At 70.7% G+C, this 15,921-nt stretch carries 17 protein-coding genes and 1 pseudogene; 8 read left to right on the top strand and 10 right to left on the bottom strand.

Annotation, left to right across the window (positions count from 1 at the left end; genetic code table 11):
* Nucleotides 1-78: 78 nt before the first annotated feature.
* Both DB32_RS18730 and DB32_RS18725 read left to right on the top strand, forming a co-directional pair.
* On the top strand, nt 79-975 hold the full coding sequence (locus DB32_RS18730; RefSeq protein ID WP_053233826.1) for a GGDEF domain-containing protein: 897 nt from the start codon (nt 79-81) through the stop codon (nt 973-975).
* 4 nt (nt 976-979) lie between these two features.
* Nucleotides 980-1,579 carry a hypothetical protein gene (locus DB32_RS18725; RefSeq protein ID WP_053233825.1) on the top strand — a complete coding sequence of 200 codons (600 nt, stop codon included), beginning with the start codon at nt 980-982 and terminating at the stop codon, nt 1,577-1,579.
* Between the two features lie 3 nt (nt 1,580-1,582).
* On the opposite strand, the gene DB32_RS18720 is transcribed toward DB32_RS18725, so the two are convergent.
* Complete coding sequence (locus tag DB32_RS18720; RefSeq protein ID WP_053233824.1) at nt 1,583-3,829, bottom strand: NAD(P)-binding domain-containing protein; 2,247 nt, start codon at nt 3,827-3,829, stop codon at nt 1,583-1,585.
* 165 nt (nt 3,830-3,994) lie between these two features.
* Here DB32_RS18720 and DB32_RS18715 point away from each other — a divergent pair, with 165 nt between their 5' ends.
* Nucleotides 3,995-4,771 carry a phosphoadenylyl-sulfate reductase gene (locus DB32_RS18715; RefSeq protein WP_053233823.1) on the top strand — a complete coding sequence of 259 codons (777 nt, stop codon included), beginning with the start codon at nt 3,995-3,997 and terminating at the stop codon, nt 4,769-4,771.
* Between the two features lie 7 nt (nt 4,772-4,778).
* Here DB32_RS18715 and DB32_RS46880 read toward each other — a convergent pair.
* Nucleotides 4,779-4,995 (bottom strand): annotated as a pseudogene (locus tag DB32_RS46880).
* A 79-nt stretch (nt 4,996-5,074) separates the two neighbouring features.
* Nucleotides 5,075-6,406 (bottom strand): N-succinylarginine dihydrolase, encoded by a 1,332-nt coding sequence (astB, locus tag DB32_RS18710; protein ID WP_053233822.1) that lies wholly within the window; start codon nt 6,404-6,406, stop codon nt 5,075-5,077.
* Between the two features lie 35 nt (nt 6,407-6,441).
* Here astB and DB32_RS18705 point away from each other — a divergent pair, with 35 nt between their 5' ends.
* The 3 genes from DB32_RS18705 to thrC are packed head-to-tail and all read left to right on the top strand — an operon-like array spanning nt 6,442 to nt 9,559.
* Entirely contained in the window at nt 6,442-7,164 is a 723-nt protein-coding gene (locus DB32_RS18705) for a hypothetical protein (protein ID WP_053233821.1), read from the top strand.
* Between the two features lie 21 nt (nt 7,165-7,185).
* On the top strand, nt 7,186-8,190 hold the full coding sequence (locus tag DB32_RS18700; RefSeq protein ID WP_053233820.1) for a glycosyltransferase: 1,005 nt from the start codon (nt 7,186-7,188) through the stop codon (nt 8,188-8,190).
* 31 nt (nt 8,191-8,221) lie between these two features.
* Complete coding sequence (gene thrC, locus DB32_RS18695; protein WP_053238864.1) at nt 8,222-9,559, top strand: threonine synthase; 1,338 nt, start codon at nt 8,222-8,224, stop codon at nt 9,557-9,559.
* 37 nt (nt 9,560-9,596) lie between these two features.
* Here thrC and DB32_RS18690 read toward each other — a convergent pair whose 3' ends face one another.
* On the bottom strand, nt 9,597-9,872 hold the full coding sequence (locus DB32_RS18690; protein ID WP_053233819.1) for a hypothetical protein: 276 nt from the start codon (nt 9,870-9,872) through the stop codon (nt 9,597-9,599).
* A complete protein-coding gene (gene smpB, locus DB32_RS18685) occupies nt 9,869-10,354 on the bottom strand; it encodes an SsrA-binding protein SmpB (RefSeq protein ID WP_240481222.1) in 486 nt (161 codons plus the stop codon). Before smpB ends, DB32_RS18690 begins: the two co-directional genes overlap by 4 nt.
* A gap of 89 nt (nt 10,355-10,443) precedes the next feature.
* Between smpB and DB32_RS18680 the strand changes: the two genes are divergently transcribed.
* The gene (locus DB32_RS18680; RefSeq protein WP_053233817.1) at nt 10,444-11,337 is read left to right on the top strand and encodes a hypothetical protein; all 894 of its coding nucleotides are present in this window, start codon (nt 10,444-10,446) and stop codon (nt 11,335-11,337) included.
* Here DB32_RS18680 and DB32_RS18675 read toward each other — a convergent pair.
* On the bottom strand, nt 11,325-12,161 hold the full coding sequence (locus tag DB32_RS18675; protein ID WP_075097556.1) for an alpha/beta fold hydrolase: 837 nt from the start codon (nt 12,159-12,161) through the stop codon (nt 11,325-11,327). The genes DB32_RS18680 and DB32_RS18675 overlap by 13 nt on opposite strands.
* A gap of 58 nt (nt 12,162-12,219) precedes the next feature.
* Here DB32_RS18675 and DB32_RS18670 point away from each other — a divergent pair, with 58 nt between their 5' ends.
* Complete coding sequence (locus DB32_RS18670; protein ID WP_053233816.1) at nt 12,220-12,804, top strand: TetR/AcrR family transcriptional regulator; 585 nt, start codon at nt 12,220-12,222, stop codon at nt 12,802-12,804.
* A gap of 8 nt (nt 12,805-12,812) precedes the next feature.
* On the opposite strand, the gene DB32_RS18665 is transcribed toward DB32_RS18670, so the two are convergent.
* From DB32_RS18665 to DB32_RS18650, 4 genes are read right to left on the bottom strand one after another with little or no spacing between them, the layout of a single operon-like run.
* Nucleotides 12,813-13,439, bottom strand: coding sequence for a ComF family protein (locus DB32_RS18665; protein WP_053233815.1), 627 nt, complete (start codon nt 13,437-13,439; stop codon nt 12,813-12,815).
* Nucleotides 13,440-13,476: 37 nt separating this feature from the next.
* Nucleotides 13,477-13,917, bottom strand: a complete 441-nt coding sequence (locus tag DB32_RS18660; RefSeq protein ID WP_053233814.1) for a 23S rRNA (pseudouridine(1915)-N(3))-methyltransferase RlmH — start codon at nt 13,915-13,917, stop codon at nt 13,477-13,479.
* Nucleotides 13,914-14,486 carry a ribosome silencing factor gene (gene rsfS / locus DB32_RS49580; RefSeq protein ID WP_075097555.1) on the bottom strand — a complete coding sequence of 191 codons (573 nt, stop codon included), beginning with the start codon at nt 14,484-14,486 and terminating at the stop codon, nt 13,914-13,916. The genes DB32_RS18660 and rsfS overlap by 4 nt, the downstream gene beginning before the upstream one ends.
* A gap of 27 nt (nt 14,487-14,513) precedes the next feature.
* Nucleotides 14,514-15,782, bottom strand: coding sequence for a glutamate-5-semialdehyde dehydrogenase (locus DB32_RS18650; RefSeq protein WP_053233813.1), 1,269 nt, complete (start codon nt 15,780-15,782; stop codon nt 14,514-14,516).
* Nucleotides 15,783-15,921 lie beyond the last annotated feature (139 nt).

Here is a 15,921-nt window from a genome sequence, read left to right as displayed (position 1 = left end):
CCGATCCGTGAGTCAACAAAGCGACCGTCTGGACGCCCGCTTGCGCTGCAACTGTTCTTTCGCGATGATCACGCCTTCATGGAGGACGAGCGGACGACCAATCCGAACAAGACGGTCGTCACGGTCATCTCACACCCGTCGAAGAAGGCGGGCGGGTCTCGCGAGGCCTGCCTCGTCATCATCTACGGCGAGGACCTCGGGCGCCGCGTGCCGCTCGGCGAAGAGCCCTGCGTGATCGGCCGCTCGAGCAAGTGCGACGTGCAGGTCGATCAGGAGAGCGTGTCGCGCAACCACGCGCGCATCTCGCGCCTCGGCGACGGCTACACGATCCGCGACCTCGGCTCGACGAACGGCACGTACGTCAACGACGAGCTCGTCGACGAGATCGTGCTGCGCGACGGCGATCAGCTGAAGATCGGGCGCACGATCTTCAAGTTCATCGTCGGCGGCAACATGGAAGCGCAGTATCACGAGGAGATCTATCGGCTGATGACCGTCGACGGTCTCACCGAGCTCCACAACAAGCGCTTCTTCACCGAGTCGCTCGAGAAGGAGATCTCCCGCGCGAAGCGCTACGAGCGCAGCTTCTCGCTGGTGCTCTTCGACATCGATCACTTCAAGAAGATCAACGACACGTACGGGCACCTCGCGGGCGATGCGGTGCTGCGTCAGCTCGGTGCGCCGGTGCGCGGGCGCGTGCGGCGCGACGACGTACCGGCGCGCACCGGTGGCGAGGAGTTCGCGGTGATCCTGCCCGAGGTCGGCAAGGACGGCGCGGCGCTGCTCGCCGACAAGCTGCGGCGCGCGGTGCAGGACAGCACGTTCCGGTTCGAGGGCACGATCATCCCGGTGACGATCAGCCTCGGGGTCGCGGAGTGGACCGAAGGCGTCGTCGACCCCGCGGAGCTCGTGAAAGAAGCCGACGAGAAGCTCTACGAAGCGAAGCGCGGCGGCCGCAACCGCGTGTGCAGCTGAGCGCGTGGCGATCGTCCTCGAGTACGCGAGTCTGTTCGTCCGGCGCGGCACGCTCGAGGCGTCGTATCCGGGAGGCTTCGACGCGTTCTGGGCGGACTGTCGCAGCGCGAGCTTCGTCGCGGACGATCAGCTCGCGCGGGTCGGAGCGATGTCGTCGCGCGATCTCGGGCTGATCGCAGCCGACGTGCGGCGACGCGCACCTGCGATCGCCGACCATGAGATCGCGATCGCCACTCGCGAGCAGAGCACTCGGCGTTGGCTCTCCATCGGCGAGATCGAAAACACCATGTGTGTGTGGCTGGTGGACACCGAACCAGGGGCGCAGTTCGCTGCGTGCACCGGCGAGATGCTCATGCAGGGCGACGATGCGCTGCAGGCAGCAGAGCTGGCGAGTCGCATCGGCGCGCTGCGTCCTCTCGGCGAGCGCGCGCTCGTCGTGCGCGGCGAAGCCGCCGTCGAGCTCGACCTCTGGGAGGACGCGCCGGTCGTCAGTGTGACCTCGTGCTTCGGTCGCGTCGCGGGCTTCGGCCCCGACGCTTCTCTGCGCGACGAGCTCGTCGCCGAGCTCGTTCGCGCTGGATGGCGACGAGCGCCACGACGGTGAGCGTCAGCGCACGACCGCGAGGCCGCGCTTGCCGTCCTCGCGCATGTGCACCGGGGACGCGAGCGTTCCGTCGAGCACGATGTTCTTCGCGCCGTCGTAGCGGCCGAACGTGAGCACGCCGGTCGGGCACGTCTGCACGCACGCGGAGCAGCGCACGCACTGCGGGTCCTCCATCGGCGCGCCGCGCTGCGCGAACGCCATCACGTCGATGCCCTGGTGGCACGCGCTCGTGCAGCGGTTGCACGAGATGCACTTCTTCTTGTCCGCGAAGATGCGGAACAGGCCGAACGCGCGCTGGTAGACGTGCATCAGCGCGGCGAGCGGGCACGCGAAGCGACACCACGTGCGGCCGCTCATCCAGAAGTACAGGCCGACGCCCAGGATGCCGGCGAAGAGGATGTCGACCACGTGGTAGTAGTCGAGCGGGATCCAGAGCATCGACAGGTTCGATAGCCCGGCGCGGAACCATCGACCGAACAGATACCCGGGCCACGATCGCGGCTGGATCCAGCTCACCACGCGCAGGAAGAGCAGCACGAACACCGCGCCGAGCACGACCTGCCCGAGCATGTTCAGTCGGTTCCAGAACGGGCCGTGCGGCATCTTCTCGCGATGCGCATCGCCGAGCGTCTCGGCCAGCGCACCGCACGAGCAGATCCACCCGCAGTACGCGCCCTTCCCCCAGCGCCGCACGATCAGCGGGATGATCACGAACGTCTGGACCAGCGAGATGCCGAGCCAGAGCCACATGGGCCGCTCGGTGAACACGTTCCAGATGAACAGCGGCCACGCGAGCACGAGGCCGAACGCGCGCCAGTACTCGCGACCGTGCCCGTACTCGACGCGCGGAAAGAGGCCATCGGCGAGCGCGGCCATCGCGCCCGCGTCGAACACGCCCGCACGACCGAGCAGCGGGAGCACGAAGTACGGCAACACGAAGAGCGGGATCAGCTGCACGAGCGTCAGCGTGATCGTCTGCTTCGTGACGTAGGGCGTGCGTCGTCGTCGGATGCGCGCGATGCCGAAGCCGAGCACGGCCGCGCTGTACGCGGTCGAGTACCAGAAGCCTGGCTCCTCGAGCGAGATCGTGATCGTGTGCAGCGCCGATCCCGCCGCGGGCGCGAGCGCGTCGCCGATCCCGAACGGGAACCAGCCGCGATCCTGGAACGTGCGCGTGAGCGCACCGCCGGACTTCCACGTGTAGACGAACGTGCAGAGCGCGAGGAACGCGATCATCGAGACGATCGCGCGCGGGCTCCATTCGCGCGCGATGCGGACGCGCGAGCGACGCAGGAGCTCGAGCGGTGCCTCGCGTCCGAGCATCGCGAAGACGCGATCGATCTCGGGCGACGTGCCGTCTTCGAGATGCACGCGCGTGGGCTCGATCGCGCGCACCCGCGTCCCGAGGCGCAGATCGATCGCGCGCTCGGCGCGCACCGCCTCGGCGTTCTCGTGCTTGGCGCGCGCGAGATCAGCGCCGCGATGCACCATCGTGACCTTCGCGCCCTCGCGCGCGAGCGCGAGCGCGGTCTCGCACGCGGAGTCGCCACCGCCGACGACGAGCACGCGCTCCCCGCGATGATCCGCGGGATCGTAGAGGCGATGGTGGACGTGCTCGAGATCCTCTCCCGGCACTCCGAGGCGCCGGGGATCGCCGGTGCGCCCGATCGCGATCAGCACTCGGCGGGCGTGCACCGGCGCGCCTTCTTCGAGGTGCACCGCGAGCACGGCGCCGTCGCGCTCGACGTGCGTCACGCGGCCTGCGCGCGGCTCGATCGCGTGCGCGATGCGCTGCGCCTCGAGCTCGTCGATCAGCGTCTCGCGCACGCCGGCCGCGACCTGCATCGCGCCCTCGGGCCGGAGCTCCGTCGGGTACGTGAAGATCGGCTTGCGCGCCGGGAGCTCGTGCACGGTGTCGAACGCGCGCGACGCCTCGATCACCTCGGCACGCAGCCCGCACGCGCGCGCCTCGATCGCCGCCGCGATGCCGGCGACGCCGCCGCCGACGATCACGAGATCGAGCTGCGCGCGATCGCGCTGGGGGTCCCGATCGAGCTCGCGGGAGAATGCGCGCACCGCCCGCACCGCGGAGTCGATCGCGAGCTTGAGCAGCGGCACGCCCGTGAGATCGCCCGCGATGCGCAGTCCGGGCACGTCGGTCGCGCCGTCCTCGCCGACGATCGGCAGACGCTCGACGCCGCCCGCGGGCCAGCGGGTGTGGAGCCACCGTGCGTAGCGCGCGAAGGGCATCTCGTGACGTGTACGGCGCGCGCCTGGGCGCCGTTTCGCGGGCCGATACTACAGCGTTCGAGTCAAGAATCAAACGCCGTGATTCGCAACGGGATCACGGCCGATCCGGGAGATTCCACGGTTCGCCGATTGACAATCTGCGGACACGGGGACCAGACTCCGGCCATGCGCGAAGCGCTTCGACTGGTCCCCTCGCCTTCACCCGAAGGCGCGACAGCGCTGGACCTGGATGCGGTCAACGCGCGGTTCGAGGGCGCGTCCGCCGAGGACGTGATCGCGTGGGGGCTCGAGACGTTCGGCGAGTCGATGATCATGAGCTCGAGCTTCGGCGCGGAGAGCGCGCTGATGCTGCACCTCGTGACGCGCGTCGCGCCACGCATCCCGGTCGTGTTCCTCGACACCGGGTACCTGTTCCCCGAGACCTACCAGTTCGCCGAAGAGCTCGCGCAGCGCTTCGATCTGAACCTGAAGGTCTACTCGCCGAAGCTCACCGCCGCGCGCATGGAAGCGCTCCACGGGCGGCTGTGGGACGGCACCGAAGAAGAGATCGCGCGCTACGGCCGCATCACGAAGGTCGAGCCGATGGACCGCGCGATCTCGGAGCTCGGCGCGCGCGCGTGGGTCGCGGGGCTGCGTCGATCGCAGACCGAGTTCCGGTCGAGCCTCCGTCACGTCGAGCTGCAGGACGGCACGTACAAGATCCATCCGATCCTCACGTGGTCGCGCGACGACGTGAAGCGCTACATGGTCGAGCACGACCTGCCGTACCACCCGCTCTTCCACTACGGCTACCGGTCGATCGGCGACGTGCACTCGACCTCGCCGACGACGCTCGATCAGGACGAGCGCGACGGGCGTTACCTCGGCAGCAAGAAGGAGTGCGGCATCCACCTGCCGCGCACGCCCGAGGCCGACGCATCGCTGAAGAGCTCGGGGCTCTGACCCCCATCGGGCCCGGCGGGGATCGAACCCGCACCCGCATACACGAAGCAGGCGTCTTGGGAAACGCGCTTCCCTAGCGACCCGGGATCTCCGTGCCATTCGGTGCATCCGCAACCCTGCCCACACCCCACACCCAGCGCGTACGCCGGTAGCAGGTCGCATGCGGCCTTTTACAGTCCGGTTCTGCCGTTTTCCGGTGCTCTGTCCGTTTGAGCTACGGGCCCGCGGACGCGCAGAGCAGCGCGTGTGCCGCGCAGAAGCGCGCCGTTTCCAGCGATCTGCACGATACGCTCGGATAAGCGCCTATCTTTGAAACGGATAGATCGATCCGAGCGCCAGGATGCCAGTCAGCTCGTCGAGCGCGCGGCGCGACTCGTCGAGCAACGACGGGTCCGCGAGATCGCGCGGCTCGAGGCGATCGCGATAGTGCTTGGTGGCCCACGCGACGAGCACGTCGTACGTCGGCTCGTTCATCCAGCACGTCCGGCGCACCGCGGCGATCTCCTCCGGCTCGAGCACGACGCGCAGCCGTAGGCACGCCGGGCCGCCGCCGTTGCGCATGCTCTGGCGCAGATCGAACACCTTCACCTCGGAGAACACGCCCTCGTCGACGAGGCGATCGAGCAGCTTCGCGACGGGCGCGACCTCGCGGCACTCCTCGGGGGCGACGAGGATGCGACCACCGCCGGGCAGCGTGAGGATCTGCGAGTTGAAGAGGTAGCTCTTCACCGCGTCCTCGACGCTCACCTCCGACGCGCGCACCTCGACGGCCTCGAACCCGGGAACGCGTGCGGCGATCGCGCGGAGCACGTCGTCGCGATCACGAAACGCGAGCTCGTGGAAGAAGAGCATCTGTCCATGCCCGACCGCGATCACGTCGTTGTGGAACACGCCCTGATCGATCACGTCGGGGCTCTGCTGCACGAAGAGCGCGCGCGCGTCGTCGAGCCCGTGGAGGCGCGCGATTGCCTGTGATGCTTCGAGCGTCTGTCGCGCCGGGAACTTCTTGGGCGCGCTCGGATCCGCACCGATCCCGCGACGGCCGTAGACGAACAGGTGCAGCGCGTGATCGCCCGAGACGAGGCGCGTGTGGTTCGCCGCGCCCTCGTCGGCGAACGCCTGGCCCATCTCGAGCGGCTCGTGCACGACGAAGCGCGACTCGTCGGAGAAGATCGCGCGCAGCGTGCGCGTGGTCTGCGCGGGCTCGATCGCGCGGTGCGGGCGATCGATCAGGTTCGCGGGCGTGAAGTGCACGCGCGCGTCGCGCGTATCGGCGCTGGGCGCGATCGTCGCGGCGTTCGCGGTCCACATGGACGACGCGGAGCAACAGAGCGCGAGCAACATCGGCGCGTCCTTCGCGGCTCGCTCGATCACCTGCGCGTCGGTCGCGCCCGAGAGCCCGAGGCGACGCAGCGCGTGCACGTCGGGTCGCTCCTGCGGCGGAAGGATGCCCTGCGGGATCCCGAGGTCCGCGAGCGCCTTCATCTTCGCGAGACCTTGCAGCGCGGCGGTGCGCGGCGAGCTCGTGCCGCCGAGGTTCGAGGTCGACGCGACGTTGCCGTACGACAGGCCCGCGTAGTTGTGAGTCGGGCCCACGAGCCCGTCGAAGTTCGCCTCGGTCGCCTTGGCCGTCATGCGACGCGCATGGTAGCGCCGGTCTGCGAGGGACGATGAACGCTCGTTCGGATGCCGCGCTGCACGCGTTCCTGGAGGCGACCGCGCACGTCGTGGCTGAGCCCGAACGCAAGGTCGTCTTCACGCGTGACGCGATTCCGCCGCCGCCGTCGCGCGTCGCGCTCGGACGGCTGGTGATCCTGCGCGGGCACCACGCGTATCACGGCTACACGCAGTCGCAGTGCGACGCGCTCCATCTCCTCGCCGAGCGCGAGACGTGCCGTGCGCTCGGCCTGCTGCTGCTCGCGCGCCTCTTCCACCCGAGCGGCACGCCGGCACGCATCGAGCTGACACATCCCGCGAGCGAAGTGCGCGCGCTGCTGCTCGACTACGACCTCGCGCTCAGCGGCCGCGGCGTGCTCGGCTATCGCACTCGCATCGAGTCGTGGTCGTGGTGGCCGTGCGCGAGCGAGCGATATCCGGTCTCCGATCAGCGCGTCTGGCCCGAGATGCTGCCGGCGCTGAGCCTGACGAACGAAGCCGATTGTATCGGCGACGACTGGAGTCGGCGCGACGTCGTGCGCTGCGCGGGCACGGACACGGGGAACGTGCTGCTCGCACGCGTGCTCCTGGATGCGTGCGTGGCGGGAGGTTCTCCGGAGATCCACCTCGAGAGCGCGCTCGGCTTCGGCGGTGTCGCGCCGGGAAGCGCGGAGCTCTCGATTTGGCTGCCGGGGAGCGTCCGTTGGCGCGAGGAGTGGTTCGTCGACGCGCCCTGACGCGCGTGGTAGCGCGCACGCATGGAGCCGCGGATCTCGGTGCTGCTGCCGTACCGCGACGTCGCGGAGACCATCGACGAGGCGCTCTCGAGCGTGCTCGTCGATCGCGAGGTGCCGATCGAGGTGATCGCGATCGACGATGCGTCGCGCGATGCGAGCGCGGCGAAGGTCGCGGCGTTCCGCGATCCGCGCGTCGTGATGGTGCGCGGCGAGGGCGCCGGGATCGTGCGCGCGCTGCAGCTCGGGATGGCGCATGCGCGCGCGCCGTTCCTCGCGCGCATGGACGGCGACGACGTGTCGCTGCCCGGGCGCTTCGCGGCGCAGCTCGATGCGCTCTCGCGTGATGCGCGGCTCGCGGTGATCGGCGGGCGCGTCGAGGCGTTCCCCGCGCACGTCGTGCAGGACGGGATGCGCCGCTACATCGCGTGGATGAACGCGCTGCTCACGCCGGTGGAGCACGCACGCGATCTCTTCGTCGAGGCCCCGCTCTGCCATCCCTCCGTGATGATCCGGCGCGACGCGCTCGAGCAGGTCGGCGGGTATCGCGACACCGAGTGGGCCGAGGACTACGACCTCTGGATGCGCCTCGACGCGGCCGGTTGGTCGCTCGCGAAGATCGAGCGCGACGTGCTGCGCTGGAGAGAGCGCGAAGGTCGCCTGACGTTCACGGATCCTCGTTATTCGCTCGAGCGGCACCGCGCGCTCAAAGCGCGATTCCTCGCGCCGAAGCTCGCCCACATCGCGCGCGGCCGCGCGCTCACGTGCTGGGGCGCGGGACCCACGGGGCGCCGCTTCGCCCGCGCGCTCGAGCAGGAGGGCGTGCGCTTCTCCCGATTCGTCGACATCGATCCGCGCAAGATCGGGCGCATCGCGCGAGGCGCGCCGATCGTCGGTCCCGACGTGATCGATCGGGCGCGCGAGCTGATCGTCGTCGCGGTCGGCGCGGAGGGCGCGAGGGCGCTGATCCGCGCCGAATTGACGTCGCGCGGGTGGATCGAAGGAGACGAGTTCGTCTGCGCGGCGTGATGCCGCTCACGCCCGTATAATGCGCCGCGTCATGGGCTACGAAGCGCGGTTCCGCTGTGTCGCCGGTTGCGCGGGCACCTATCCGCTCGATCAGGTCATCTATCGCTGCCCGAGCTGCGGCGAGCTGCTCGAGGTCGCGCACGACCTCGAGGCGCTGCGCGATCGCAGCGCGGCCGCGTGGATGCGGCTCTTCGACGAGCGCTGGATGAGCACGCGCTGGCCCTACGGCAGCGGCGTCTGGGGCAAGAAGGAGTGGGTCGCGCCCGGCGTGCGCGACGAGTGCGTCGTCTCGATGGCCGAGGGCGGCAGCAACCTCTTCTGGGCCGAGCGCTACGGGAGCTCGCTGGGCGTCGGCGACCTCTGGCTCAAGCTCTGCGGCAACAGCCACACCGGGTCGTTCAAGGACCTCGGCATGACGGTGCTCGTCAGCGTCGTGCGGCAGATGATCACCGACGGAAAGCCGATCCGCGCGATCGCGTGCGCGTCGACCGGCGACACCTCGGCCGCGCTCGCCGCGTACTGCGCAGCCGCGGGGATCCGCGCCGTGGTGCTGCTGCCCAAGGGGAAGATCTCGACCGCGCAGCTCGTGCAGCCGCTCGCGAACGGCGCGCTCGTGCTCGCGCTCGACACCGACTTCGACGGGTGCATGGCGCTCGTGCAGAAGCTCGCGGACGAGCCCGGGGTGTACCTCGCGAACTCGATGAACTCGCTGCGCCTCGAGGGCCAGAAGACGGTCGCGCTCGAGATGGTGCAGCAGTTCGACTGGCAGGTGCCGGACTGGGTGATCATCCCCGGCGGCAACCTCGGGAACGTGTCGGCGCTCGGCGCGGGGTTCGAGATGATGATGACCCTCGGGCTCATCACGAAGCGGCCGCGCATCTGCGTCGCGCAGGCGCAGGCCGCGAACCCGCTCTACCGCGCGTACAAGCAGGGCTGGGACTCGTTCGAGGCGATGACCGCCGAGCCCACCGAGGCGAGCGCGATCCGCATCGGCAACCCGGTGTCGGTGCGTCGCGCGATCCGCACGCTCAAGGCGTTCGACGGAGTGGTCGAGCAGGCGAGCGAAGAAGAGCTCTCCGAGGCGGCCGCGGCCGCGGATCGCACCGGCACGTACGCGTGCCCGCACACCGGCGTCGCGCTCGCCGCGCTCGAGAAGCTCGTCGCGCGCCGCGAGATCAAGAAGGGCGATCGCGCAGTCGTGATCTCCACCGCGAACGGCCTGAAGTTCACCGACTTCAAGGTGCGCTACCACGAGGGCCGCATCCCCGGCACGAGCGGGCGCGGGCGCAACGTGCCCGTCGAGCTCCCGCCCGACTACGAGGCCGTGAAGCGCGCGGTGCTGAGCGACCTCGACCGCAGCGCGAAGTGACGTGAGCCGCTACCTCGACCGGTCGAGGTAGCGCGCATCATCCGCGGACGGCTGCGAGCGCCTCGAGCGTCGCGCGATCCTCGCGGCGCAGGCTCACCAGCCGCACGCGCACGTCGAAGCGCCCGTCCTCGCGGCGCTTCGAGCCGATCGTCTTGCCGCTCAGCGAGAGCGCGCCCGCCTCACGCGCGAGCGTGATCGAGAGCGGCGCGCCGGGCGCGTACGCGCGCTCGATCACGACGTGCAGGACCTCGCCCGCGAACGCGAGCGCCTCGCCCTGCCCTCCTTGGGCGATCGTGATCGCGCCGAGCGTCATCGCGCCTTCGCTCCCTTGATCGCGGCGCGCGCTTCCTTGAGGTCGACCTCGCGCTTGAGCTTCTCGCGCTCGTCGCCCTGCTTCTTGCCCTTGCCGAGCCCGAGCTCGACCTTGACCCAGCTGCCCTTGAAGTAGAGGCGCACCGGGACGAGCGTGTAGCCCTTGGTCGTGATCCGGCCCGACCACTTCTCGATCTCGCCCGCGTGCAGCAGCAGCTTGCGGGTGCGCCGGGGATCGTGGCCGAACGCGGTCGCGGGCCCGTACGGCGGGATGTACAGGTTGTGCAGGTACACCTGCCCGTTCTCGATACGCGCGAACGCGGCCTCGAGATCGGCGCGACCCGCACGCAGGCTCTTCACCTCGGAGCCGGTGAGCACGAGGCCCGCTTCGAGGCGCTCCTCGAGCTCGTAGCGTTGGGTCGCCTTCGGGTTGCGCGCGACGAGCTTCTCGCCGGGCGCGGCACCCTTCTTCGCGTTCTTCACGGACATATCGACGGCGCCGCCCCTGCAGCGGCCTCTGCACATAGCACCGGGAAGAGCGAACGCACCACTGCGCGTCATACTCGGCCGCCGTGCGCCTGCCGCTGATCCTCGCGCTGACGATGCTCGCCGGGTGCGGCGGAGGACAGCGCTCGGTGCTCCCCGACTACAGCGAGTGGATGCACGCCGGTGTCGATCCGCGCGCCGAGGCGGACGCGATCACGGCGGGGCTCGCACGCGCAGGGTACGAGGCGCACGCGCGGATCGAGGGCGAAGCCTGGGTCGCGATCGACGCCCGGCGTGGCGAGGAGCGCGCGATCCGCGTGGTCACGTCGCGCGGCGCGGCGCTGGTGCTCGACTCGCACGAGGCGGATCGCGTGCGGGTGCGACACGGCGAGATCGAGCTCGTCCCGCCGCCGCGCGCGCCCAGCCACGATCTCGACGGCGACGGCCACGACGAGATCGTCGTCGCGCGCGTCATCGAGGGGCGCACGTGCATGCTGCCGTTCCGGATCGATGCCGAGGGCGCGATCGCGCCGGTGCCGCCCGACTACGGCGAGCTCGCGGACGAGCACGTGTGCATCGAGTCGTTCCGGGACGTCGACGGGAACGAGCGCATCGAGGGCATCGCCGTGCTCCGCGCGCGCGCGCTGACGCGCGGCGACGTCCCGGAGGTCGAGGTGCCGCTCGAGCTCGACGAGCACCATCGATTCCGCGTCGGTCCGCCCCCGGTGCGGTGGGTCGAGGAGCAACGCCGCGCCCGCGACGAAGAGCTCGCGGCAGCGCTGCAGGACGCGGATCCCGAGCGCGTGTACCGGATCGCGATCGAGCTCGCGATGCTCGCGCGCGTGAGCGGTGGCGACCGTGACGCGCAGATCACCGCGTTCGACGGCGCGATCTCGCGCGTGGTGCTCACCGAGGCGATCGCGCGCGACGTGCGCATCGCGCGCGACGTGATCGCGCGCAGCTGGGATCAGCCGAGCTGATCGAGGAACGCGAGCACCGCGCTGGTGAACGCGTCGTTGTCGTCGCCCGCGACCATGTGCCCGACCTCGCGCACGTCCTGCCACCGGGCGCGCGGCGCGATCGAGACGAGCTCCCGCGCGAGCTCCTCGGAGACCACGTCGCTGTGCCCACCGCGCAGGAGGAGCAGCGGCACGTCGAGCACGCGCGCTGCGTCGTGCAAGCGCGCGCCGTCGAGGATCGCGTCGACCTCGAGCCGCTCGAGCAGCCGAGGGTCCCAGTGCCACATCCAGCGCCCGTCCTCACGCTGCCGGAGCACGCGATGGAGCCCTTCGATCGTCGGCGCCGCGCGGCGATGCGGCAGGTAGCGCGCGATCGCGGCGCGCGCCTCGTCGAGCGAGTCGAACCCGTCCTGCGTCGAGCGCATGAACCCGACGATGCGCTCGACGCCCTCCCCTCGCGCGCGGAGCGCGATGTCGACCAGCACGAGCGCGCGCACCGGGCGCGCTCGCTCCGACGCGACGAGCAGCGACACGATCCCACCGAGCGACGCGCCGACGAGCACCGGGGCCCGCGACGTCTCCGCGGCGAGCGCGTCGACGAGCGCGCATCCGTCCTCGACGAACGCGTCGATGCCGTAGTCGCCGTCGGACGGGCGCCCGCTCTCGCCGTGACCGCGCAGATCGGGCGCCCAGACCCGATGTCCGCGCGACGCGAGCGCGTCCGCCGTGCGGCCCCACGACGCGCCGGTCTGCCCTCCTCCGTGCAGGAGGAGCACGCCCGTGCCCTCGCTGGGCCCCGACGCGCGCACGTGGAGCACGACACCGCTCGGCGTCTCGACCTCCATCGCTTACCTCGATGGGTCTAAGTTGCATGGCTACCTCGACCGGTCAAGGTAAGCGGCGATGACGCGGCAACGGCTCCCTCCCGATCAGGCGCGCGAGCGCATCCTCGACGCGGCGGAGAAGCGCCTGCGCGACGGCGGGCTCGACGCAGTGCGCGTGCAGTCGATCGCGCGCGACCTCGGGATCACGGACGCCGCGATCCACCACCACTTCGAGGGAAGGCAGGGCCTGCTCGAAGCGCTGCTGCGTCGCAGCGGGCGTCGCCTGAAGGAGAGCCTGCGAGCGATCGACGCCGCCGATCCCGACGTGATCGTCGAGAAGATGGCGCAGGCGTACGACGACGAAGGGCTCGCCGAGCTCGCGATGTGGCTGCACCACGCGGGCTGGCGCGAGGGCGGCTCGGGCACGCTGAGCGCGCTCGTCGAGACGGCGCACGCGGCGCGCGAGCGATGCGGCGTGCGCGTGGAGCTCGAGGACACGGCGCGCGCGATCGCGTGGCTGCACCTGACGCTCGCGACCGAGCCGCTCTTCGGAGGCGCGGTGCTGCGCAGCGTGGGGCTCTCGTCGGCGAAGGCGAGCCGCGGCGCGCAGCGCGCGTGGGTCGCCGAGGCGATGCGGCGCCTGTTGTTCGGCGGCACGCGTTGAGGCGCGCGTCAGCGATCCGCGCCCGCGAGCGCGATGACGTGCACCTCCAGCGCGCCCGCTTCGCGGAGCGCGCGTGCCGCGTCGGCGAAGGTCGCGCCCGTGGTGCGCACGTCGTCGATCACGAGCACGCGGCGTCGTGACCCGCGAATACGCGCGACGAAGCAGCCGCGCACGTTGTTCGCGCGATCCGCAGCGCCGAGCCCCGCTTGGGCGGGCGTGTCGCGCGTCCTCCGGAGCGCGCCGGCGTCGAGCGGGACGCCGAGCCGTGACGCGACCGGCGCGGCGAGGAGCGCCGCTTGGTTGAAGCCGCGCTCGCGCAGGCGCTTCGGGTGCAGCGGGATCGGCACGACGGCGTCGATGCGTCCCGCGAACGGCGCGCACGCATCCGCGAGGAGCGCGCCGAGCGCGGCGACGTGATCGGTGCGCCGCGCGTACTTGAGCCGGCGCAGCGCATCGGCCATCGGGCCGCCGAACTCGTACGCCGCGTTGGCGCCGCGATCGGGCGTGAGGCGCTCGATCAGCACGTCGCACGCGCCACACAACGCGTTCACGCCCGGAGGGAGATCGAGATCGCACCCCGGGCACGTCCGCGGTGCGAGCAGATCGAGCAGACCGTTCCACGCGACGTCGAGCATGGCGCGCTCGTCGGGCCGAGCGCCGCGTGCGTTGCGATCAGTGCGAGTACGGCTCGTTCCGCAGGATCGTGAACGCGCGGTAGATCTGCTCCGCGAGGAACAGCCTCGCGAGGCGGTGCGGCAGGATCATGTCGCTCAGCGAGAGCTTCAGATCCGCCGTGTCCGACACGCTCTTCGGCAGTCCGTACGAGCCGCCGATCACGAACGCGAGCGCGGGCACCGCGCCGATCTCGCACTGCTCGACGTAGCGCGCGAACTTCTCGCTCGTCATGCGCCGGCCCTCGACCTCGAGCGCGACCACGCGCGCGCGCGCCGGGATCGCCTTGCGGAAGCGCGCCTCGACCTCGGACGTGCTGCCGTCCTCGAGCTCGATCTCGTCGAGCTTCGCGTAGCGCTTGATGCGCTTCTCGTAGTCGTCGATCGCGTCGCGCAGGCCGCGCTCCTTCACGCGGCCCACGGCGATGATCGCGATCTTCATCCGCGCGACGCGGGCGCCGGACCGGGCACCGTCACGCGCGCGGCGTCGATCCAGAGCGACTCGAGGTCGTAATAGCCACGCACGTCGTGGTGGAAGATGTGGACGACGACGTCGCCGAAATCCATGAGCACCCACGCGCCGCCGGGCAGACCCTCGACGCCGAGGCACTTGTTCTTGGTCTTCTGCTCGACGTCCTCCGCGATGCCGCGCGCGAGCGCGTTCACCTGACGATCGCTCGTGCCGCTCATCACGACGACGTAGTCCGCGTAGTCGACCTTGCCCGCGACGTCGATGATCTCGACGTTCACGGCCTTCTTGTCGAGCGCCGCCTCGGCCACCGCGAGCGCCACGCCGCGCGCGACTTCGTTCGCGCTCGGCGCCGCCTTCGGAGCGGCCTTGGTGCGCGTCGTGCGCGTCTTCGGCGCGGCGGGCTTGCTCGCTGCCTTCTTCGTCGTCGTCTTCTTGGTCGCGGCCGTCTTCGTCGCCGCCGTCTTCGTCGCGGCCTTCTTCGTCGCGGTCTTCTTCGTGCCGCTCGCCCCGTTGCCCGTCTTCTTGCGCGCCGTCGCCACTCGATTGCTCCAATTCGTCCGCGCGCGTCAGCCGCGGACCTGCCCTTCACCGTACGCGATCCACTTCCGCGTGCAGAGCTCTTCGAGGCCCATCGGGCCGTAGGCGTGCAGCTTCGTGGTCGAGATGCCCATCTCGGCGCCGAGCCCGAGCTCGCCGCCGTCGTTGAACCGCGTCGACGCGTTCACGAGCACGCAGCTCGCGTCGACCTCGCGGATCCATCGCTGCGCGTGATCGTAGCGCCGCGTGACGATCGCCTCGGTGTGCAGCGAGCCGTGCTTCGCGACGTGCGCGAGCGCGCCGTCGATGCCGTCCACCACCGCGACCGAGAGCACGAGGTCGAGGTACTCCGCGTCCCAGTCCTCGTCCGTCGCTTCCTTCATGTCGGGCGCGAGCGCGCGGGCGCGCGCGTCACCGCGCAGCTCGACCTTCGCGGCCGTCATCGCGCGCGCGACGCGCGGCACGAACTCCTTCGCGCACGCGGCGTCGACGAGCAGCGTCTCCATCGCGTTGCACACGCCGGGGCGCTGCACCTTCGCGTTGAGCGCGATCTTCTCCGCGAGCTCGAGGTCCGCGTCGCCGTCGACGTAGACGTGACACACGCCCTTGTAGTGCTGGATGACCGGCACCGTCGCGTTCTCGCTGACGTACCGGATGAGCCCCTCACCTCCGCGCGGGATCAGCAGATCGAGCACGCCGCTCAGCTTCACCATCACGGCGAGCGCGGCGCGATCCGTCGTCGGGATCAGCGTCACCGCGGCCGGGTCGAGGCCTTCTTCTTCCAGGGCGCGCGCGAAGAGCTGCGCGATCGCCGCGTTGCTCCGCGCCGCTTCCGAGCCGCCGCGCAGCAGCACCGCGTTGCCGCTCTTCAGGCAGAGCGCCGCGGCCTCGGCGGTCACGTTGGGGCGCGACTCGTACACGATGCCGACGAGTCCGAGCGGCACCTTCATGCGCCCCACGAGCAGCCCGTTCGGGCGGCGCACCATCTCGTCGATGCTGCCCACCGGATCGGCCGCACGCGCGATCTCCTCGCACGCGAGCGCCATCTTCTCGATGCGCGGGCCGTCGAGCGTGAGCCGATCGATCATCGCGGCCGAGAGCCCGGCCGCCTTGCCGCGCTCCACGTCGGCGCGGTTCGCCTCGATCAGCGCGGGCGTGGACTCGCGGAGCAGCCGCGCCGCCCGCCCGAGCGTGGCGTTCTTGCGCTGCGTGCTCGCGATCGCGATCGCACGTCCGGCCTGCTTGGCGCGCTCGGCGAGGCGCCGCACCTCGGTCGCGAGCCCGTTGTCGGTCTCCACGCGCGCGAACCTAGCACAACGGTCCGGCCTCGCTGCGTCCCCGCCGACGCGCCTCTGCGCAAGGATCTGCGCACCTGGTTTCGCACGGAGCGCCTTGAAATCGGGCGATCTCGCGTCACAACCTCACCGCCTTCGGCGT

This window comes from Sandaracinus amylolyticus, assembly GCF_000737325.1.
Lineage (GTDB): Bacteria > Myxococcota_A > Polyangia > Polyangiales > Sandaracinaceae > Sandaracinus > Sandaracinus amylolyticus.
This window is presented reverse-complemented; position numbering and strand designations above follow the sequence as displayed.

Excerpts from the sequence above, each read along its gene's own strand:
- DB32_RS18715 (WP_053233823.1), top strand. The coding sequence starts at position 3,995 with ATGCGCGAAGCGCTTCGACTGGTCCCCTCGCCTTCACCCGAAGGCGCG.
- astB (WP_053233822.1), bottom strand. The coding sequence starts at position 6,406 with ATGACGGCCAAGGCGACCGAGGCGAACTTCGACGGGCTCGTGGGCCCG.
- thrC (WP_053238864.1), top strand. The coding sequence starts at position 8,222 with ATGGGCTACGAAGCGCGGTTCCGCTGTGTCGCCGGTTGCGCGGGCACC.
- DB32_RS18700 (WP_053233820.1), top strand. The coding sequence starts at position 7,186 with ATGGAGCCGCGGATCTCGGTGCTGCTGCCGTACCGCGACGTCGCGGAG.
- DB32_RS18730 (WP_053233826.1), top strand. The coding sequence starts at position 79 with ATGGAGGACGAGCGGACGACCAATCCGAACAAGACGGTCGTCACGGTC.
- DB32_RS18670 (WP_053233816.1), top strand. The coding sequence starts at position 12,220 with ATGACGCGGCAACGGCTCCCTCCCGATCAGGCGCGCGAGCGCATCCTC.
- DB32_RS18720 (WP_053233824.1), bottom strand. The coding sequence starts at position 3,829 with ATGCCCTTCGCGCGCTACGCACGGTGGCTCCACACCCGCTGGCCCGCG.
- DB32_RS18660 (WP_053233814.1), bottom strand. The coding sequence starts at position 13,917 with ATGAAGATCGCGATCATCGCCGTGGGCCGCGTGAAGGAGCGCGGCCTG.
- DB32_RS18690 (WP_053233819.1), bottom strand. The coding sequence starts at position 9,872 with ATGACGCTCGGCGCGATCACGATCGCCCAAGGAGGGCAGGGCGAGGCG.
- DB32_RS18705 (WP_053233821.1), top strand. The coding sequence starts at position 6,442 with ATGAACGCTCGTTCGGATGCCGCGCTGCACGCGTTCCTGGAGGCGACC.
- DB32_RS18665 (WP_053233815.1), bottom strand. The coding sequence starts at position 13,439 with ATGCTCGACGTCGCGTGGAACGGTCTGCTCGATCTGCTCGCACCGCGG.
- DB32_RS18675 (WP_075097556.1), bottom strand. The coding sequence starts at position 12,161 with ATGGAGGTCGAGACGCCGAGCGGTGTCGTGCTCCACGTGCGCGCGTCG.